General features: G+C 70.4%; 16 protein-coding genes. 7 read left to right on the forward strand and 9 right to left on the reverse strand.

Features of this window, described 5'->3' with window-relative positions:
• Positions 1 to 84: 84 nt before the first annotated feature.
• Positions 85 to 975 carry a D-alanyl-D-alanine carboxypeptidase gene (locus tag AB0I94_RS40240; protein ID WP_363314777.1) on the reverse strand — a complete coding sequence of 297 codons (891 nt, stop codon included), beginning with the start codon at positions 973 to 975 and terminating at the stop codon, positions 85 to 87.
• Positions 976 to 1142: 167 nt separating this feature from the next.
• Between AB0I94_RS40240 and AB0I94_RS40245 the strand changes: the two genes are divergently transcribed.
• Both AB0I94_RS40245 and AB0I94_RS40250 read left to right on the forward strand, forming a co-directional pair.
• On the forward strand, positions 1143 to 1829 hold the full coding sequence (locus AB0I94_RS40245; RefSeq protein WP_363314778.1) for a GntR family transcriptional regulator: 687 nt from the start codon (positions 1143 to 1145) through the stop codon (positions 1827 to 1829).
• Positions 1826 to 3133, forward strand: a complete 1308-nt coding sequence (locus tag AB0I94_RS40250; RefSeq protein WP_363314779.1) for an MFS transporter — start codon at positions 1826 to 1828, stop codon at positions 3131 to 3133. Before AB0I94_RS40245 ends, AB0I94_RS40250 begins: the two co-directional genes overlap by 4 nt.
• 58 nt (positions 3134 to 3191) lie before the next feature.
• Here AB0I94_RS40250 and AB0I94_RS40255 read toward each other — a convergent pair whose 3' ends face one another.
• The gene (locus AB0I94_RS40255) at positions 3192 to 4016 is read right to left on the reverse strand and encodes a maleylpyruvate isomerase family mycothiol-dependent enzyme (protein ID WP_363314780.1); all 825 of its coding nucleotides are present in this window, start codon (positions 4014 to 4016) and stop codon (positions 3192 to 3194) included.
• Positions 4017 to 4185: 169 nt separating this feature from the next.
• On the opposite strand from AB0I94_RS40255, the gene AB0I94_RS40260 reads away from it, so the two are divergent.
• Positions 4186 to 4989 (forward strand): carbon-nitrogen family hydrolase, encoded by an 804-nt coding sequence (locus tag AB0I94_RS40260; protein ID WP_363314781.1) that lies wholly within the window; start codon positions 4186 to 4188, stop codon positions 4987 to 4989.
• A 27-nt stretch (positions 4990 to 5016) separates the two neighbouring features.
• On the opposite strand, the gene AB0I94_RS40265 is transcribed toward AB0I94_RS40260, so the two are convergent.
• From AB0I94_RS40265 to AB0I94_RS40290, 6 genes are all read right to left on the reverse strand, one after another.
• On the reverse strand, positions 5017 to 5511 hold the full coding sequence (locus AB0I94_RS40265) for an LURP-one-related family protein (protein WP_363314782.1): 495 nt from the start codon (positions 5509 to 5511) through the stop codon (positions 5017 to 5019).
• Between the two features lie 104 nt (positions 5512 to 5615).
• Positions 5616 to 6215, reverse strand: a complete 600-nt coding sequence (locus AB0I94_RS40270) for a DUF4232 domain-containing protein (protein ID WP_363314783.1) — start codon at positions 6213 to 6215, stop codon at positions 5616 to 5618.
• A gap of 135 nt (positions 6216 to 6350) precedes the next feature.
• Positions 6351 to 8501 (reverse strand): BTAD domain-containing putative transcriptional regulator, encoded by a 2151-nt coding sequence (locus AB0I94_RS40275; protein ID WP_363314784.1) that lies wholly within the window; start codon positions 8499 to 8501, stop codon positions 6351 to 6353.
• A 153-nt stretch (positions 8502 to 8654) separates the two neighbouring features.
• The gene (locus AB0I94_RS40280) at positions 8655 to 8879 is read right to left on the reverse strand and encodes a hypothetical protein (RefSeq protein WP_363314785.1); all 225 of its coding nucleotides are present in this window, start codon (positions 8877 to 8879) and stop codon (positions 8655 to 8657) included.
• Between the two features lie 82 nt (positions 8880 to 8961).
• Positions 8962 to 10266 carry a M18 family aminopeptidase gene (locus AB0I94_RS40285; protein WP_363314786.1) on the reverse strand — a complete coding sequence of 435 codons (1305 nt, stop codon included), beginning with the start codon at positions 10264 to 10266 and terminating at the stop codon, positions 8962 to 8964.
• Between the two features lie 173 nt (positions 10267 to 10439).
• Positions 10440 to 12266, reverse strand: coding sequence for an acyl-CoA dehydrogenase (locus AB0I94_RS40290; protein WP_363314787.1), 1827 nt, complete (start codon positions 12264 to 12266; stop codon positions 10440 to 10442).
• Between the two features lie 145 nt (positions 12267 to 12411).
• Between AB0I94_RS40290 and AB0I94_RS40295 the strand changes: the two genes are divergently transcribed.
• The 3 genes from AB0I94_RS40295 (at position 12412) to AB0I94_RS40305 (ending at position 15116) form a co-directional block, all read left to right on the forward strand.
• Positions 12412 to 12900, forward strand: coding sequence for an SseB family protein (locus AB0I94_RS40295; RefSeq protein WP_363314788.1), 489 nt, complete (start codon positions 12412 to 12414; stop codon positions 12898 to 12900).
• Positions 12901 to 13043: 143 nt separating this feature from the next.
• On the forward strand, positions 13044 to 14000 hold the full coding sequence (locus AB0I94_RS40300; protein ID WP_363314789.1) for a pirin family protein: 957 nt from the start codon (positions 13044 to 13046) through the stop codon (positions 13998 to 14000).
• Positions 14001 to 14060: 60 nt separating this feature from the next.
• Positions 14061 to 15116 carry an AI-2E family transporter gene (locus tag AB0I94_RS40305; protein WP_363314790.1) on the forward strand — a complete coding sequence of 352 codons (1056 nt, stop codon included), beginning with the start codon at positions 14061 to 14063 and terminating at the stop codon, positions 15114 to 15116.
• A gap of 93 nt (positions 15117 to 15209) precedes the next feature.
• On the opposite strand, the gene AB0I94_RS40310 is transcribed toward AB0I94_RS40305, so the two are convergent.
• The gene (locus AB0I94_RS40310; RefSeq protein ID WP_363314791.1) at positions 15210 to 17387 is read right to left on the reverse strand and encodes a SpoIIE family protein phosphatase; all 2178 of its coding nucleotides are present in this window, start codon (positions 17385 to 17387) and stop codon (positions 15210 to 15212) included.
• 164 nt (positions 17388 to 17551) lie between these two features.
• On the opposite strand from AB0I94_RS40310, the gene aspS reads away from it, so the two are divergent.
• The gene (gene aspS, locus AB0I94_RS40315) at positions 17552 to 19333 is read left to right on the forward strand and encodes an aspartate--tRNA ligase (protein ID WP_363314792.1); all 1782 of its coding nucleotides are present in this window, start codon (positions 17552 to 17554) and stop codon (positions 19331 to 19333) included.
• Positions 19334 to 19922 lie beyond the last annotated feature (589 nt).

Here is a 19922-nt window from a genome sequence, read left to right on the forward strand (position 1 = left end):
AGTGCGGGCAGCAGGAGCGGCACTCCGTATCTGCGCACGGGTGACCTCGTGCGGCGGGCCCCCTCTGACGTGTCCGGTGAAGACCTACTTCTTGAAGCCGTAGTCCATCAGCTTCTTCGCGTCCTTCGTGCGGTTGGTCGACGAGGTCGAGGTGAGGACCGTGCCGATGACCGTCTTGCCGTTGCGCGTCGCGGCGAAGACCAGGCAGTACTTGGCCTGCGGGCCCGAGCCGGTCTTCACGCCGATGGCGCCGCTGTAGCTGCTGAGCAGGTTGTTCGTGTTCGACCACGACATGTAGCGGTAGCCGCCGCTCTTCGTGGTGACCTTCTGCTTCGTCGACTTCGTCTTCACGACCGTACGGAACGTGGAGCTCTTCATCGCGCTGCTGGCGAGCTTCGTCAGGTCGCGGGGCGTGGAGTAGTTGCTCCCGCTGCCGATGCCGTCGAAGGAGTCGAAGTGGGTGTTGGTCAGGCCGAGGGTCCTGGCCTGGGCGTTCATCTTGCCGATGAACGACTTCACGCGGGCCGAGCGGGTGGAGCCCTTGCCGAACTTGTCCGCGAGCGCGTACGCCGCGTCGCAGCCGGACGGCAGCATCAAGCCGTACAGGAGCTGGCGGACGGTGACCTTGTCGCCGACGATCAGGCGGGCGGACGAGGCGGTGTTCCTGACGATGTAGTCGCTGTAGGCCTTTTCGATCTTGACCTTGGAGTTGAGGTTCAGGTTGGGCTGCGAGAGCACCACCTTCGCCGTCATGATCTTGGTGGTCGAACCGGTCGAACGGCGGGTGTCCGCCGACTTGGTGAAGAGCGTCTTGCCCGTGCCGTTGTTCATGACGTAGCCGCCCTTGGCGGCGATCGACGGCTTCGGCAGTGCGGCCGCCTGGGCCGGGGTCGTGAGGGCTCCGCCCGCGAGTACCGCACCCGCGGTGACGATAACGGCCGACGTGCGGCGAATGACCTTAATGGGGGTGTTCAAGGTGAATGCTCCAAATGCCCCTGGAATGCGGCCACATGAGGGTGCCGCTCGATGGTGAGACACACGAGAGGGGCAAATGGATGCATGTCCGTGAGGGTGATTGTGGGTGATGTCCGGATCGTGGAATGTGCGGCCTCATGGGTACGTGTTGTATCTATGCTGTGCGCATGCCTGTCGCACCTGCCTCGCCCCCCTCCCGAGCCCCTGCGCAAGCCTTGAAGCAGCCACCCGCCGCGGAGCGTGTGTACGCGCACGTCAAGCAGGGCGTGCTCGACCGCCGGTACGAGGGTGGCACGCTGCTCACCGAGGGCGAGCTCGCCGAGGCCGTCGGAGTGTCCCGCACCCCGGTGCGCGAGGCCCTCCTGAAGCTGGAGGTGGAGGGGCTCCTGCGGCTCTACCCCAAGAAGGGCGCGCTGGTCCTGCCGGTGTCCGCGCAGGAGATCGCCGATGTCGTCGAGACGCGGCTCCTGGTGGAGACGCACTCGGTGCGCAAGGCGGTGCCCGCGTCCGCGGCGCTGATCGCCCGCCTCGAGGAGCTGCTGCGCCGGCAGCGGGAGCAGGCCGCCGCCGGGGACTTCTCCGCTGCTGCCGTGACCGACCGGTGTTTCCACGCCGAGATCGTACGCAGTGGCGGCAACGAAATCCTGGCCCGCCTGTACGACCAGCTCCGTGACCGGCAGCTGCGGATGGGCGTCGCGGTGATGCACTCCCATCCGGACCGGATCGCCAAGACGCTGGCCGAGCACGAGGAGATCCTGAACGCCCTGACGGCCGGCGACGCGGAGGCGGCCGAGGCGGTCGTCACCCGGCACGTCGGCTGGTTCCAGAACCTCGCGCGAGGCGATGTCCGATGAGCGCCGCCTCCGCCCCCGTCTCCCTCCCCGGCGATCCCCCCGGCGGCAAGAAGGCCGTGGTCGTCTGGGGCATCGGCGTCGCCGTCTACTTCGTCGCCGTCATCTTCCGGACCTCCCTCGGCGTCGCCGGTCTCGACGCCGCCGACCGGTTCCACGTCAACGCCTCCGCGCTCTCGACCTTCTCGATACTCCAGCTGCTCGTCTACGCGGGCATGCAGATACCGGTCGGCCTGATGGTCGACCGGCTCGGCACCAAGCGCGTGCTGACCATCGGAGTCGTGCTCTTCACCCTCGGACAGCTCGGCTTCGCCCTGTCCCCCTCGTACGGCATGGCGCTCGCGTCCCGCGCGCTGCTCGGCTGCGGTGACGCACTGACCTTCATCAGCGTGCTGCGTCTTGGCACCCGCTGGTTCCCGGCCCGACGCGGCCCCATGGTCGCCCAGCTCGCCGGCCTCGTCGGCATGGCGGGCAACCTCGTCTCCACCCTCGTCCTCGCCCGGCTCCTGCACTCCGTCGGCTGGACCGCGGCCTTCGCGGGCAGCGCGCTGTGCGGCGTCGTCGTCCTCGTACTGATGACGCTGTTCCTCAAGGACCACCCCGAGGGCCACGCCCCGGAGCCGGTGCGGCACACCGGTGGGGCCTTCGTGCGCAAGCAGATCGCCCTGAGCTGGCGCGAGCCCGGCACCCGGCTCGGCCTGTGGGTGCACTTCACCACGCAGTTCCCCGCGATGGTGTTCCTGCTCCTGTGGGGGCTGCCGTTCCTCGTCGAGGCGCAGGGGCTGACGCGCGGGACAGCCGGGGCGCTGCTCACCCTCGTCGTGCTGTCCAACATGGTGATCGGCCTGGTCTACGGCCAGATCGTCGCCCGGCACCACGCGGCCCGCACGCCACTGGCCATCGGCACCGTCGCGACGACCGCCGTGATGTGGGCGACCACCATCCACTACCCCGGCGACCACGCCCCGATGGGGCTGCTCATCGCGCTGTGCGCCGTGCTCGGCGCCTGCGGCCCCGCGTCCATGATCGGCTTCGACTTCGCGCGGCCCGCGAACCCGCCGGAGCGGCAGGGCACGGCGTCCGGCATCGTGAACATGGGCGGCTTCGTCGCCTCCATGACGACGCTGCTCGCCATCGGCGTGCTCCTGGACGCGACCGGCGACAACTACCGGATCGCCTTCTCCGCCGTCTTCGTCCTGGAGGCGGTCGGCCTCAGTCAGATCCTGCGGCTGCGGACGCGCGCGGTGCGCCGGGAGAAGGAGCGTCTTGTCGCCAGCCGCGTCGAGGCCGTGCACGTACCCGTCTGACCGAACGTACCCGTCTCGTCCGACCGAACGTACCCGTCCGACCGGTGGTCGCGTGGGGCTACGGCGTGACCGCGAACCCCCGCAGGATCGCCTCGCCCAGGCCGTGATCCCCCTCGATCTTGATCCGGTCGGCGACCGAGGCGTACGAGACGCGACCGCACGCCAGGCGGAAGTAGGTTTCCCAGTCCAGGCTCAGCGTGGCGAGCGGGCCGAGCGAGGGGGCGCTGTCGACCGTGGCGTGGCCGTCGGCGTCGACCCGGACCGTGCGCAGGAATTCGACGGGCCCGCTCACGTCGAAGACGACCGCCGAGTTCGCCGGGGCGGCGGCCTTCTTGGCGACGACCTTGGGCAGTCCCTGGAGCAGGAGGTCGCGGGCGACCAACGCCCCCTGGGAGTCCAGGTTGCCGGGCTTCTTCAGCGTCGTACGCAGGTCCTGCTCGTGCACCCAGACGTCGAACGCCCGCATGCGCGTCGCCAGTTCGAGGGTCTGCTCGGTGCCCAGCGGGCCGCGGACCTTGTGGGAGGGGTCACGCGACTCGTTCCGCAGCTGGCGTGAGCGGCGGATGATCGTGTACTCCAGCTCGGAGGTCATCTCCGGCGCGGTGTGGTGGCGCCGGACGTCGACCTGCACCTCCATGTAGCGCTGGCCCTCGGTCTGTACGTGGTACAGGTCGCGGGGCAGGCTGTGGATGGGACGCGGGTCGCCCAGCATCTCGCAGTCCAGGCCTATGACGTGGGAGACGACGTCCCGCACCGACCAGCCGGGGCAGGGTGTGGCCCAGTTCCACTCGCCCTCGGCGAGCGGCGACACCAGCTCGGATATGGCTGATACGGACTCGGTCCAGGCGTCGGCATAGGTTTGCAGGCTGGGATGGAGACTCACGGGACCCCTCGACGGTCGTACGCGGGCGGTGGGTGTCTGGGACGCGATGTGGGGGCCCGGGGGAGTCCCCCGGAAAATCACAGTACGCTGCCCGCAGGCACCCCGGCAGTGCTTTCGTGTGACGATCGTAGGCCTGCATTGACGGCTCGAATGCCAGGACGGTGGTAGTGTGCGCGCCTCCCTCATCCAGATCGCCGTAGACGAGGGCGAATCGGTCAATTCCCGCCGCTCGCGGGTCGCTTCACTGGTACGTGAGGTGGCCGGGCGTGAGCGGCCGGATCTCGTCGTTCTCCCCGAACTGTGGACCACGGGCGCTTTCGCGTACGAGTCGTTCGCGAGCGATGCGGAGTCTCTGCGGGGACCCACGTACGAGGTGATGGCCAAGGCCGCGAGTGACGCGGGCGTCTGGCTGCACGCGGGGTCCGTCCCGGAGCGGGACGCCGCGGGGGATCTCTACAACACCTCGCTGGTCTTCTCTCCCGAGGGTGAACTCGCCGCCTCGTACCGGAAGATCCACCGGTTCGGCTTCGACAAGGGCGAGGCCGTCCTGATGGGCGCCGGCACCGAACTGGTCACCGTGCGCACGCCCACCGCGACGATCGGGCTCGCCACCTGTTACGACCTCCGCTTCCCCGAGCTCTTCCGGGGGCTCGTGGACGCGGGCGCCGAGATGTTCGTCGTCCCGGCGGGATGGCCCGCGCGGCGGCGTGAGCACTGGACGCTGCTCGCCCGGGCGCGAGCCGTCGAGGACCAGGCGTTCGTCCTGGCGTGCGGTACGGGAGGTACGCACGCCGGGGTGCCCCAGGCCGGGCACAGCATCGTCGTCGACCCGTGGGGCGAGGTGCTCGCCGAGGCGGGGAACGGCGAGGAGGTCCTCACCGTCGAGTTCGACCCGGCGAAGGTGGCGGCCACGCGCGAGCAGTTCCCCGCGCTGAAGGACCGGCTCCTCGGGATGGACGCTCCCCGGCGCTGAGGCCGCCGCCGTCCCGCTCGGTCCCGCTCAGTCGTCGCCCCTCTCCTTCTCCGCCAGGCGGATCACGCAGACCGTGACGGCCAGGAGCAGGGCCGCGTCGGCGTCGTCGCGGGTGACGTGGAGGCCGTACGTCTCGCGGACCCGGAACCAGCGGCGGGAGACGTCGGCCAGGAGTTCGCCGTCGTACTCGATGGCGAACTCGCGGTCCAGGATCTTGCCGCTCACGTCGAGCTCGGTGCCGTCGACCAGCTCCACGCGGTAGTGGTTGCGCAGGAGCGAGAGGCGTTTGCGCTTGACCGTGGCCAGCGGCTCGCCGTCCCGTTCGATCACCATCGTGTCGCGCAGCGCCAGCATCTTGGCGCGGATGTCGATGAGGACGCGGCCGTCCATGTCCTTCAGCTCGAAGGTGTCGCGCAGGCGCATCGCCTTGCCGTCGACGAGGAAGACCTTCCGGCCCTGGTCGTCCTCGATCCAGTAGTCGTCTCCGACGCCGAGCAGCCGGTCGCGTACGAGAAGTCTCATGCGGCGATGCCTACCCCGTGGCGGACGTGACACAGCCGGCCCGTGCCACTCGGGGGAAAGTGGGAACACGGACCGGCTGTGGATCGGGGGAGGACGCGCGGTCCTTACCGCATGGCGTCCTCAAGGGTGTTCTGCCAGTACGTGACCTGCGAGCCCGCGTCGAGCAGCAGGCCCGCGGCGCCGGGCGAGGCCACCGTGACGCGGCCCTGCGTGGCCTTGCCGTCCTTGGTGGCGAGCGTGATGCCGAGGGTCTTGGCGCGGTGGGTCCGGTCGGCGTCGATGCTCGCGAGGTCGATCGCGGCGTAGGCGGAACGGCCGGGACCGAGGCGGACGACCGACCGGGGGCGGGTGTTCTCGGCCACCGGGAGGTTCCGGCCCGTCGTCGGGTCGCCGACGAGGGGGGCGCCGCGGACCGCGCAGGTCCTGGCGCCGTTGTTGGTGATCTTGAGCAGGACGACGGGCGCGGTGCCGCCGGTGTCCTCGATCTCGGTCTTCGAGGTGGCCAGGGTGCAGTCGCCCCCGGCGGCCGGAGCCGCGGAGTCCGCACCGCCGGACCTGGGGGCCGTCTTGTCCCCGCTCGCCGAAACGCCGGTGGCGTCGGTGTCGCTCCCGCTGCCGCCGTCACACGCCGTGAGGGAGAGGGAGAGCGCGGCGACAGACGCGGCGGCGAGCACGGCACGCGTGGTGCGAGCGGTGGTGCGCATGGCGGTGACTCCCCCGTGAGCGTCGGTCGTTCGGGCTTGCTCCGCTGAGCCTGCCGCTCACCGCTGGCGTTCCGCTAACACCTGGCTAATGAGTCGTTGGCGCGGCTCGCGAGGAGGCCCCGGCCAGGGCCTGGATCACAGGGAGGAGTCCGGAACGGGCCGTCGCAGCTCCTCGGGACGCGGCCGGCGGAACGTCGCGGTGGCGGATCCGTCCAGGCCGCGGGCGAAGAGCCGTACCAGGCCGGGCAGGACGTAGCGCCCCGCTCCCTCCTCCTGGACCAGATGCGCCGCGGCCAGGCGGTCGAGCCCCTCGCGGGCGGCGGACACGTCGGCGCCCGCGAGGTCGGCCGCCCTGTGCGCGTCCACGTCCGGCGTGGTGGCGCGAGCCAGTGCGGCGAGCAACCAGGCGTCAGCGCCCGGGAGTTGCCCCACCGTGGCGCGCAGCGCCGCCGCGACGCCCGTGTCCTCGGCGGAGAGCAGGGCCAACCGCTGCTCCTCGTCGGCGAGTTCGGCGGCGAGCGAGGCCACGGACCGATGGGGGCGGCCGATGAGCCTGGCGGCGGCGGTGCGCAGGGCGAGCGGGAGACCGTCGCAGAGGCGGACGATCCGGCGTACGTCCTCGGGGTCGGCGTCCGTGTCGGCGCTCTGCCCCAGGGCACGGCGGAACAGTTGGGCGCCGTCGTCCTCGCTGAGCGCGCCGATCGGCACGGGGCGGGCGCAGTCCGACGCGACGAGGCCGTCGAGGCGGTTGCGGCTGGTGATGAGGGTGGTGCAGTGGGGTGCGCCGGGCAGGAGGGGGCGGACCTGGGCGGAGTCGTGGGCGTTGTCGAGTACGACCAGAAGGCGCCGTTCGGCTATGAGCGAGCGGTAGAGGGCCGCCGCGGGTTCGATGCCGGCCGGCACGTCCTGCTGCCGCACGCCCAGGGCGAGGAGGAACTCCCGCAGGATGCGCTCGGGGTGGGCGGGGGCGCCGCCGCTGAAGCCACGCAGGTCCGCGAAGAGGTGGCCGCCCGGGTGGGGGGCCGCGTGATGGTGTGCCCACTGCAGGACGAGGGCGGTCTTTCCCACGCCCGCGGCACCGGTGAGCAGGACGATCGGCGCCTCCGTCTCTTCGACCAGTACGGCTTCCAGGGCGGCGAGTTGGTCTTCACGGCCCGTGAAGGCGCGGGGCGCCCTGGGCAGGAGGCGGGGGACCGCGTTGCCCGCAGGGGGGCCGTCCGCCTGGGCTGCGGGGCTGACGGGAGCGCTGGGATCGGCGGGAGTGGCGGAGGCCGCGTCCTGAGCGCCGGCTCCCGGCGCCGTGGGCCGTGCCTGCCCTGCCGCGGGTTCCCGGCCCCGCTCGACCGGGGGCGGCCCCGGCTGCCGTGCGGGCCGGCTCTCCCCGGTGGGCGCGGAAGGCCCGGCGGGTGCGGCGGACCCAGGGGCTCCGGCGGGGGAAGCACCGTCGGAAGCACCGCGGGAAGCACCGCCACCCCCGAGGCCCAGGTCGTACCGCCCCCGGGGGCGCGGCACAGGTGCGCCCAGCATGGGGTGGGCGCCGGTGTCGGGCTCACCGGCGAGGATCTCCTCGTACGCCCGGCGCAGCTTCTTGCCGGGGTCCACCCCCAGCTCGTCGGCGAGCAGTTCCCGTGTCCGGTTGAAGTACTCCAGCGCCTCGGACTGCCGGCCGCACCGCTGCAGCGCCCGCATCAAGGCCGCCACCAGGCTCTCCCGCAGCGGGTGCTGGTACAACTCGGCGGTCAGCAGGCCCACCGCCTGCCCGTGCGAGCCGAGCCGTCCATAGGCGTCGGCGAGCTGCTCGACGGTGACGAGGCGGCTCTCCTCCAGGCTGCGCGCGGCGGCCAGCATCGGCTCCGTGGCGACCGTGCCGGTCAGCGCGGGCCCGTTCCACAGCGCGAGCGCCTCCCGCAGCATCAGCGCCGCGTCCGAGGGCTCCTTCTGCCGCCCGGCCAGTGCGACGAGGTCCTCGAAGCGGTTGACGTCGAGCAGGGTCTCCGGGAGTTGCAGGGCGTACGCACCGCCCTGCGTGGCCAGTTCGACGCCGTACGCGTCCAGTCCTGCCTCGACGAGCAGGGCGCGCAGCCGGGAGATGTGCCCCTGGATGACGGTGCGCGCGTGCAACGGCGGTTCACCGTCCCACAGGGTCTCGGTCAGGGCGTCCACCGAGATCGGCGTGCCCGCCCGCAGCAGCAGCGCCGCGAGCAGGCTGCGGCGCTTGGCGGGGCCGAGGGGGACGGGTCCGCTGCCTCCGGCGACGCTTACCGGTCCGAGCAGCTGGAACTCCACCTGGCCTCAACTCCTAACGCCGCGCCCGTGCCGCACGCCTCGCATCAATTTTCGAACAAGGACCAAGAGTATCGCCGGGCCCGGCAGCCACGGAGGCGGCTGCCGGGCCCGGCGAGGAGGAGGAGTGAGGCTACGTACGAGCGGGGCTGTCCCTCACAAGCCGTGCCTGTGATGGTGATCGTCCGTCTCGACCACCGTCGCGCCTGGCGGCACGACTGTCTTGCGGCGCGCGTTGGTGAACGCGGCGACACCGATCACGCCCACGGCCATCATGATCAGACCGGTCACGGTGAGGTTGATGCCTTCCATCTCCCAGTCGGTGGCGAACGTGAGGATGGCGCCCGCGGCGATCAGAATGATGCATCCGCCCAGGCCCATGTGGACCGCCTCCCTAAGTCGTGAAGTCGTGGCGTTGCACCCGGGTACCCGGAGCCGCCACGACCACACGGAGAAGCGGAGATCAGCCCTCCAGGAAGGCCACCAGAGCGTTGGCCAGGAGGTACGGGTCGTCCGCCCCGCACAGCTCGCGCACGCTGTGCATGGAGAGGATCGCGACGCCGATGTCGACGGTCTTGATGCCGTGCCGGGCCGCTGTGATCGGCCCGATGGTCGTGCCGCAGGGCATCGCGTTGTTCGAGACGAAGCTCTGGAAGGGCACGCCGGCCTTCTCGCAGGCGGCGGCGAACACGGCACGTCCGACGCCGTCCGTGGCGTACCGGTTGTTGACGTTGACCTTGAGGATCGGGCCGCCGTTGGCGCGCGGGTGGTGCGTCGGGTCGTGCCGTTCCGCGTAGTTGGGGTGCACGGCGTGGCCGGTGTCGGAGGAGAGGCAGACGGTGCCCGCGAAGGCGCGGGCCTTGTCCTCGTACGTGCCGCCGCGTGCGAACACGGAACGTTCGAGGACGCTTCCCAGAAGCGGGCCGTCCGCGCCCGTGTCGGACTGGGAGCCGTTCTCCTCGTGGTCGAAGGCGGCGAACACGGGGATGTACGGCAGGGAGCCGGCGCCGTTCGCCGTGGCGACGGCGGCCAGGGCCGCCGTACAGGCGTGCACGGACAGGAGGTTGTCCATCCGCGGGCCCGCGATGAGGTCGCGGTCGCGGCCGAGGTAGGAGGGCGCCTCGACGGGGTGCGTCATCAGGTCCCAGCCGGTGACGTCGCCGGGGGCGATCCCCGCCTCCTCCTCCAGGAAGGCGATGAGGTCGCCCTCGTGCACGTCGTCGCCGAGGCCCCAGATGGGCTGCATGTGCTTCTGCTTGTCGAGCTTGAGGCCGTCGGCGACGACTGAGCGGTCCATGTGGATCGCGAGCTGCGGTACGCGAAGGAGCGCCCGGTCGACGTTGACCAGGCGCGTAGAGCCGTCCCGCAGCGAGAGCCTGCCCGCGAGGCCGAGGTCGCGGTCGAGCCAGGAGTTGAGCAGCGGGCCGCCGTAGATCTCGACCGCGACCTGCCGCCAGCCGTGCGCGCCGGCGTCCGGCTTCGGCTTGACGCGGAGGTTCGGGGAGTCGGTGTGGGCGCCGACGATGCGGTACGGGGTGTGCGCGGCTGCCCCTTCCGGGACGAACCAGGCGACGATCGCGCCTCCGCGCTGCACGTACTTCCCGCCGGTCGAGCCGTCCCAGGCGTCGGTCTCCTCGACCTGCCGGAAACCGGCCTTCTCCAGCCGCTCCGCGGCGCTCGCCACCGCGTGGTAGGGCGAGGGGCTTGCCGCCAGGAAGGTCATGAGGTCGTCGGAGTGGCCGCGGTCGAAGCGGGCAGATGTGCTCATGCTTTCAGCGTAGCTAGCGGGTAACCCCGACGCTGGGGCCCCGAACCGGGAGGTTCTGTACCGCCGCTTCGCGGCGGATCTCTCCCGCCCACCCACCCGATTACCCCGCAGCGGCCTACCTCCCAAGGGAAGCAGGCCGCAGCGAGGTTGAATCGGCGTACGTACCAAGAGAATTAGAACGCGGCCTCGTCCAGTTCCATCAGGTCCAGGTCGACGCCCTCGGCGAGCTTCCGCTCGTTCGCGACGCCCGGCAGGACGTTCGCGGCGAAGAACTTGGCCGCGGCGATCTTGCCCTCGTAGAAGGGCTTGTCCTTGGCGGAGGCCGTGGCCAGCTTCTCGGCGGCGACCGCGGCGCCACGCAGGAGGAGGTAGCCCACGACCACGTCGCCGGAGACCATCAGGAGGCGGGTCGTGTTGAGGCCCACCTTGTAGATGGACTTCACGTCCTGCTCCGTGCCCGCGAGGTCCGTCAGCATGACGCCGACGATCGCCTCCAGCTCGACCGCGGCCTTGGCCAGCTCCTCGCGGGCCCCGGAGAGGGTCTCGCCGCCCGTACCGACCGCGAGGAACTTCTTGATCTCCTCGGCGAGGCCGTTCAGTGCGGCGCCCTGGTTGCGGACGATCTTCCGGAAGAAGTAGTCCTGGCCCTGGATGGCCGTCGTGCCCTCGTAGAGGGTGTCGATCTTGGCGTCACGGATGTACTGCTCGATGGGGTATTCCTGGAGGTACCCCGAGCCGCCGAACGTCTGGAGCGACTGCGCCAGCTGCTCGTACGACTTCTCCGAGCCGTAGCCCTTGACGATCGGCAGCAGGAGGTCGTTGAGCGCGATCAGCGCCGACGCGTCCTCGCCCGCCGCCTCCTTGACCTGGATCTCGTCCTGGACGGCCGCGGTGTGCAGGACCAGGGCGCGCATGCCCTCCGCGTACGCCTTCTGCGTCATCAGCGAGCGGCGCACGTCCGGGTGGTGGGTGATCGTCACCTTCGGCGCGGTCTTGTCCATGAACTGGGCCAGGTCGGGCCCCTGGACGCGCTCCTTGGCGTACTCCAGGGCGTTCAGGTAACCCGTCGAGAGCGTCGCGATGGCCTTCGTGCCGACCATCATGCGGGCGAACTCGATGATCATGAACATCTGGCGGATGCCGTCGTGCTTGTCGCCGATCAGCCAGCCCTTGGCGGGGTGCTGGTCGCCGAACGTCATCTCGCACGTGTTGGACGCCTTGAGGCCCATCTTGTGCTCGACGTTCGTGGCGTACACGCCGTTGCGCTCGCCCAGCTCGCCGGTCTCCCAGTCGAACTCGTACTTCGGGACGAGGAAGAGCGAGAGGCCCTTCGTGCCGGGGCCGTGGCCCTCGGGGCGGGCGAGGACGTAGTGGAGGATGTTCTCCGACATGTCGTGCTCACCGGACGTGATGAAGCGCTTCACGCCCTCGATGTGCCAGGAGCCGTCGTCCTGCAGAGTCGCCTTCGTGCGGCCCGCGCCCACGTCCGAACCGGCGTCCGGCTCGGTGAGGACCATCGTCGAGCCCCACTGCTTCTCGACGGCGATCGCGGCGATCTTCTTCTGCGCCTCGTTGCCCTCGTCGTGCAGGATGCCCGCGAACGCGGGGCCGGAGGAGTACATCCACACCGCCGGGTTGGCGCCGAGCAGCAGCTCCGCGTACGCCCAGATCAGCGAGCGCGGCGACGTCGTGCCGCCGATCGCCTCGGGCAGCCCGAGGCGCCAGTACTCGGAGTCCATGAAGGCCTGGTAGCTCTTCTTGAAGGACGCCGGTACGGGCGCGGTGTTGGTCGCCGGGTCGAAGACCGGCGGGTTGCGGTCGGCGTCCTCGAAGGACTCCGCCAGCTCGTTCTCGGCGAGGCGGCGCAGCTCGTCGAGGATGCTCTTGGCGGTGTCGACGTCCATCTCCGCGAACGGGCCGGTGCCGTACAGCTTGTCGCGGCCGAGCACCTCGAAGAGGTTGAACTCGATGTCGCGGAGATTCGACTTGTAGTGCCCCATGGCGACGGCTCCGTAAGCAGAAAAGGGATCAACAGGATCAGTACCAGCTGGTAGCTACGATGATGCTACCCGCCAGTAATAAGAAGCAACCCCTAATGGGTCATCTGTGACTCACTACTCGTGAGGGCTCAGTACCCTTGCGGACATGTACGGCTACGACCAGAGCCCAGGCGCCCAGCAGCAGTACGCCCCGCCCGGGGCGCAGCCGCCGCCGCAGCAGATGCCCGGCGGTGGCGCGGGGTACGCCCAGCAGCCTCCGCTCTATCCCGAGCCGTCGCCGCCGTCCCTCGCGGACGCGGTGCGCGCCTTCACCACGGGCTCGATGTCCGCCGAGGACTTCCAGCAGATCTTCGCCACCTCGAAGGTCTACTGCCCGCGCGGCGACAACCCCGGCTTCCTCGCCCTGCACAACACCCAGCAGCCGGTGATCCCGATGTTCACCTCCCTCAAGGAGCTGCGCCGGTACGCGGGCAAGGAGTCCAAGTACTTCGTGATCACGGGCGCCGAGGTCATCGACCTCCTCCCCACCGGTTACGGCTTCGTCCTCGACATGGAGGGCGAGCACCGCATGGTCTTCGATGCCAAGGCCGTCGAGCAGATGGTCGACTTCGCGATGCGCAGGATGTATGGCTAGCCGCCGTTGCCGCGCAGACGGCTAGCGGCCGTTTCAGGACACGTGTGACGCCCGGAGGGAATTCCCTCCGGGCGTCTCGCGTTCCGGGTGGCAAGAAGTTCTACGTTCAACTAAAGTGAGCGTACGAAGAAGGAGGCACCGACATGCCCGCTGTGACCGTCGAGAACCCGCTGACCCTGCCCCGTGTGGCCGCGTCCGCCGACGCCGTGGCCCGTCCCGTGCTTGCCGTGACGACCGCCCCCAGCGGTTTCGAGGGCGAGGGCTTCCCGGTCCGCCGGGCGTTCGCGGGGATCAACTACAAGCACCTCGACCCGTTCATCATGATGGACCAGATGGGAGAGGTGGACTACGGAGCGGGCGAGCCGAAGGGCACGCCCTGGCACCCGCACCGCGGCTTCGAGACGGTGACCTACCTGATCGACGGGACCTTCGTCCACCAGGACTCGAACGGTGGCGGCGGCACCATCCAGAACGGCGACACGCAATGGATGACGGCCGGCAGCGGCCTCCTGCACATCGAGGCTCCGCCGGAGTCCCTCGTCCAGTCCGGCGGCCTCTTCCACGGCCTCCAGCTCTGGGTGAACCTGCCCGCGCGGGACAAGATGATGGACCCCCGCTATCAGGACATCCGCGGCGGTCAGGTGCAGCTCCTCACCTCCCCCGACGGCGGCGCGCTCCTGCGTGTCATCGCGGGTGAGCTCGACGGGCACCAGGGCCCCGGCGTCACGCACACGCCGATCACGATGATCCACGCGACCGTGCGCCCCGGCGCCGAGGTCACGCTGCCCTGGCGCGAGGACTTCAACGGCCTCGCGTACGTGCTCGCCGGGCGCGGCACGGTCGGTGCCGAGCGCCGTCCGGTGCACATGGGCCAGACGGCGGTCTTCGGCTCCGGCTCCTCGCTGACCGTCCGCGCGGACGAGAAGCAGGACGGGAACACCCCCGACCTGGAGGTCGTGCTGCTCGGCGGGCAGCCGATCCGCGAGCCGATGGCGCACTACGGACCGTTCGTGATGAACAGTCAGGCCGAGCTCCAGCAGGCGTTCGAGGACTTCCAGAAGGGCCTGCTCGGCACGGTTCCCGCCGTGCACGGCATGTAGGCAGCGGCTGTTCGGCGTACACGACGTGCGGGGCCACGCGGCCCGTGCTCGGGTAGGAGGGTGAGCACCCTCCTGCCCGAGCCCGTACGGCGTACCGCCGCCTGGTGCGTCGTCCTCCTGCTGGTCGCGGGCGTGGCCGCCGTGGCGATCTGGCTCGTCGTCACCTTCAAGGCGGCCGTCACGCCGGTCCTTCTGGCCCTGCTCGGCACGGCGCTCCTGGGTCCCGTCCACCGCTGGCTCCTGAAGATGAGGGTGCAGCGGTCGCTGGCCGCCGGGCTCACCTGCGCGGTCATCCTCGCGGTCGTCGGCGGCGCCCTGTACATCGTGGCCAAGGCGCTGATCGAGACCGGCGACCAGATCGTCGCCTCCCTGAAGCAGGCCGCCACCGACCTCTCCGATCACTTCGGGGCCGCGGGGACCTCCCTGGACGACATGGCCTCCAACGCCAAGGACCTGTTCGGCAAGTTCGGCAGCTCCGCCGCGTCCGGGGTGATCAGCGGGCTCAGCGTCGTCGGCGAGATGATCGCCATGGCCGTCCTCGCGCTGCTGCTCGTCTTCTTCTTCCTGCGTGACTCCGACCGGGCCCTCGGGTCCATGCGCTCGCTCGCCCCGCGCGGCACCGCCGACACCGTCGAGGCGATGGGGCGGCGCGCCTTCGGGGCCGTCGAGGGCTTCATGCGCGGGACCACGTTCATCGCCCTGATCGACGCCGTCTGCATCACCGTCGGGCTCCTGGTCCTGAGGGTGCCGGGGGCGTGGGGGCTCGGCGCGCTCGTGTTCATCGGCGCCTACATCCCCTATCTGGGCGCGTTCATCTCCGGCGCGGTCGCCGTCCTCGTCGCGCTCGCCGACCGGGGCTTCGTCATCGCGCTGTGGGCGCTGGGCGTCGTGCTCGCCGTGCAGGTACTGGAGGGGCACGTGCTCCAGCCGGTGATCCAGAGCCGCACGGTGCAGATGCATCCCGCGATCGTCATGCTGGCGATCGCCGCGGGGGCGTCCTTGGCGGGAATCCTGGGGATGCTGCTGGCCGTTCCCGTGACGGCGGCGGCCTTCGGGGTCATCTCCGAGCTGCGAGAACGGAACGAGGCGGTGGAATCGAGCACGTCCGGCGGCTGAGGACGAACGCACGGACGCGGCGGAGCCGGTGATCGGCGGTGGCCGGGGCTTCGGGGCGCCCGCGTCACTCGCCCGCGCTTCGGGGCGCCCGCGTCACTCGTCCGCGTTCCTCTCGTAGAGCTCGAACCAGATGCTCTTGCCCTCGCCCCGCGGCTCCACCCCCCACGCGTCGGCGAGCAGCTCCATCAGGACCAACCCCCGCCCGGACGACGCCAGTTCCCCGGGGTGGCGCTTGTGCGGCAGGTCGTCGCTGCCGTCCGAGACCTCGGCCCGCAGGCGCCGCGAGCCCGGCTCCCCGATGACCTCGGCGACCAGCAGGGCGTCGCCGTCCGTGTGCACGAGTACGTTCGTGATCATCTCGGAGACCATCAGGACCGAGGAGTCGATCTGATCGGCGTCCGCCCAGTCGTGCAGCAGCTCCCGCACATGGCGCCGCGCGCCCGCGATGCGCTCCGGCTCGGCCTGCGCGACCGTCAGGACGGTGCGGCGGGCGGGCGTGCGATGGGCGGGGTTTCCGGCCCTGCGCAGCAGCAGAACCGCTATGTCGTCCTCGCGGCGCTCCATGAGCGGCCCCGTGTTCTGGTGCGAGGAGGGGCCGTGCACCGCCTGCACGAGGTTGTCGGCGAGCTCTTCGAGGCCGTCGTCGCCGTCGCCTCCGTCCCGCTCCAGGATCGCGCGGATCCGCTCCCAGCCGCTGTCCAGGTCGTGGCCGCCGGTCTCGATGAGGCCGTCGGTGCAGATCAGCATCGTCTCGCCCGGCTCCAGGACGAGCCGGGTCGTGGGGTAGTCCGCGTCCGGGTCGATGCCGAGCGGCAGGCCGCCGGCCGTGGGGCGCAGCAGGACCGTTCCGTCGCTCATCCGTATCGCCGGCTCGGGGTGGCCCGCGCGGGCGATCTCCAGGACGCCGGTGGCCGGGTCGGCCTCCACGTAGAGGCAGGTCGCGAAGCGCGGATCGGCGGGGTCGGTGGCGTCGTCCTCGGAGGCGCCGTTCGATCCGATCGTGATGCCGTCCGTGATGCCCGACAGGAAGCGGGTGGCCCGGGACAGTACAGCGTCCGGCCGGTGACCTTCCGACGCGTAGGCGCGCAGGGCGATCCGCAGCTGCCCCATCAGCCCCGCCGCCCGTACGTCGTGGCCCTGTACGTCGCCGATGACGAAGGCGATGCGGCCGTTGGGCAGCGGGATCATGTCGTACCAGTCGCCGCCCACCTGGAGACCGCCGCCGGTCGGCACATACCGCGCGGCCACGGCCATCCCCGGGATGCGCGGCCCGAGCAGCGGCAGCATCGACCGCTGAAGCCCCTCCGTCAGCTCCCGCTCCGACTCGGCCACCCCGGCCCGCGACAGGGCCTGGGCCAGCATCCGGGCCACCGTCGTCAGGACGGAGCGCTCGTCCGGTGTGAACGAGACGGGGTAGGCGAAGGCCGCGAGCCAGGCGCCCATCGTGCGGCCCGCGACGGTCAGCGGCAAGAACGCCCACGACTGCCGCTCGAAGGGCCGGGCCAGCGGCCAGGTGGCGGGGTAGCGGCGGTGGTACTCCTCGGGCGAGGAGAGATAGACCGCGCGGCCCGTGCGGACCACCTCGGCGGCCGGATAGTCCGTGTCCAGGGTCATCGCCGAGAAGGGCAGGTCGTCGCCGGGCTGGTGCCCGTAATGCCCGATGATCTTGAGTCGGTCGCCCTCGACCCCGAAGACACCGAGCCCGTCGGGCGAGAACCCGGGCATGGAGAGCCCGCTGGCGACCCGCAGCACTTCCTCCGTCGACCGCGCCTCGGCGAGCGCGCGCCCCGCGTCGAGCAGGAACGCCTCGCGCGAGCGCCGCCAGTCGCCGGTGACGGGGGTGCGGGCGGCGGCGCCCGGCGGGGGCTCGCTGACCTCCTGGAGGGTGCCGATGAGCTCGTACGCGTGCGTGGCCGCGTCCACGATCGGCTTGGAGCGGCTGCGCACGATGCGCAGCACCCGCCCCTGGTCGTCCATGATCCGCAGGCGGGCCTCCGCGAGGGTGCCCTCGGCGACGGCGAGCTGGACGATGCCGTCGATCTCGTTCCAGTCGACGGGGTGGAAGCGGGAGCGCACGCCCGCCTCGGTGAGGGTCTGGGCGTGCTCGGGAAGGCCGAGGAGGCGGGCGGCCTCGGCATCGAGCGTGACGGTGCCGGCCGCGTTGTCCCAGCGCCACAGGCCGGTCGCGATGGCGGCGAGAACGTCCCGTACGGGGGGCAGGGGTTCGTCCCCGGCCTGCCCCGCCTGCTGCAAGGGATCGTCGGTGCGCATTGACCCACTTTAGGAAGATCGATGGACAAGTCGCCACCGCCGGAAGTGGCGGGGAGCCCTCCGGGAGCGATCGGGCAAGTAATCCGGAAAGCGATCTCCGCCCGGACGGTAGCCTTGGGGACTGTCTGCTCTCTCCCCTATTCGCGAAGACTGGATGAACGAAGATGCATCGGTACAGGTCCCACACCTGCGGCGAGCTCCGCGCCTCTGACGTCGGCTCCGACGTCCGGCTGAGCGGCTGGCTGCACAATCGCCGAGACCTGGGTGGCATCCTCTTCATCGATCTGCGCGACCACTACGGCATCACGCAGCTGGTGGCCCGCCCCGGCACGCCCGCCGCCGAGACGCTCGACAAGCTCTCCAAGGAGACGGTCGTCCGTATCGACGGCAAGGTCGTCTCGCGCGGCGCGGAGAACGTGAACCCCGAGCTGCCGACCGGCGAGATCGAGATCGAGGCCGCCGAGGTCGAGGTGCTCGGCGCCGCCCAGCAGATCCCGTTCACGATCAACGCGGACGACGGCGTGAACGAAGAGCGGCGCCTTGAGTACCGCTTCCTGGACCTGCGCCGCGAGCGCATGCACCGCAACATCATGCTGCGCTCGTCCGTCATCGCCTCGATCCGCTCGAAGATGGTGGCCCTCGGCTTCAACGAGATGGCGACGCCGATCCTCGCCGCGACGTCCCCCGAGGGCGCCCGCGACTTCGTCGTCCCGTCCCGCCTGAACCCGGGCAAGTTCTACGCGCTCCCCCAGGCCCCGCAGCAGTTCAAGCAGCTCCTGATGATCTCGGGCTTCGACCGCTACTTCCAGATCGCGCCGTGCTTCCGCGACGAGGACGCGCGCGCCGACCGCTCGCCGGGCGAGTTCTACCAGCTCGACGTCGAGATGAGCTTCGTGGAGCAGGAAGACGTCTTCCAGCCCATCGAGAAGCTGATGACGGAAATCTTCACGGAGTACGGCGGTGGCCGCGAGGTCACGTCCCCGTTCCCCCGCATCCCGTTCCGCGAGTCGATGCTGAAGTACGGCAACGACAAGCCGGACCTGCGCGCGAAGCTGGAACTCGTCGACATCACCGACGTGTTCGAGGGGTCGGAGTTCAAGGCGTTCGCGGGCAAGCACGTCCGCGCCCTGCCGGTCCCGGACACGGCGTCGCAGTCCCGCAAGTTCTTCGACGGCCTCGGTGACTACGCGGTCGAGCAGGGCGCGAAGGGCCTGGCCTGGGTGCGGGTGGCCGAGGACGGTTCGCTGACGGGCCCGATCGCGAAGTTCCTGACGGAGGCGAACGTAGAGGAACTGACGAAGCGCCTGTCGCTTGCTCCGGGGTACGCGGTCTTCTTCGGCGCGGGCGAGTTCGACGAGGTCTCGAAGATCATGAGCGCGGTGCGCGTCGAGGCGGCCAAGCGCGCGGGCCACTTCGAAGAGGGCGTCTTCCGCTTCTGCTGGATCGTCGACTTCCCGATGTACGAGAAGGACGAGGAGACCGGCAAGATCGACTTCTCCCACAACCCCTTCTCGATGCCGCAGGGCGGCATGAAGGACCTGGAGGAGAAGGACCCCCTCTCCATCCTCGCCTGGCAGTACGACATCGTCTGCAACGGCATCGAGCTGTCCTCCGGCGCGATCCGTAACCACGAGCCCGAGGTCATGCTCAAGGCCTTCGAGATCGCGGGCTACGAAGCCGAGACGGTGGAGCGGGAGTTCGCGGGCATGCTCCGCGCCTTCCGCCTCGGCGCCCCGCCGCACGGCGGCATCGCCCCCGGCGTCGACCGCATCGTCATGCTCCTCGCGGACGAGCCGAACATCCGCGAGACGATCGCCTTCCCGCTGAACGGCAACGCCCAGGACCTGATGATGGGCGCGCCCTCGGAGCTGGAGGAGAGCCGCTTGCGCGAGCTGAACATTTCGCTGCGCAAGCCGGTTGCTTCCGGCAAGGGCGAGGAGAAATAGCCCTAGGAGCTGGTTAGCCGAGGGCCCGGAACCGAGAGGTTCCGGGCCCTCGGTGTTAGTGCTCTTTTGGGAGGGACGGTGCTTCTGCTTGTGGGGCGAACGGTTCTTCCGCGTCGGTAACCGTGATGGTCGGCTCGGTCACGCCAGCGGGTGGTGGCGGTGGGGGCGGTGCGGGCGTTGCGGGCTTTGAGCTCGGTGCAGGTGGTGATGCGTTCCCGGGAGTCGGGCGGGGGCTTTGCTGGGCCGGGGGTGGTGTGGGTGCCGGGGCCGTCCGGTTGTCGCGAGGTTGGCGGTTCCGGGACGGGTGTCAAGGGCGCTCCTGCGTCGCGTCGGCTGGCCCGAGTCCGCGACGGGCGGCCATCGGTGGTGGGTTGCAGGAAAGTCCCACGACACGCCATGCCGTGCAGGCCAGAGGTGGAACTTTCTTGCAATCCACACCTCCGGACGCCGGTATGCCCCACTTTGCGATCGCGGGCGTACGGGATGAACACCACAGCAGTCACACCACTCACCACCGCTACTCCCGACACCGCTCACTCACCCCGCCCGGCGGCCGCCCGTTGGCGTGATCGGGGTCGCTTTCGGGCTC

The sequence above is a fragment of the Streptomyces sp. NPDC050147 genome, assembly GCF_040660195.1.
Lineage (GTDB): Bacteria > Actinomycetota > Actinomycetes > Streptomycetales > Streptomycetaceae > Streptomyces.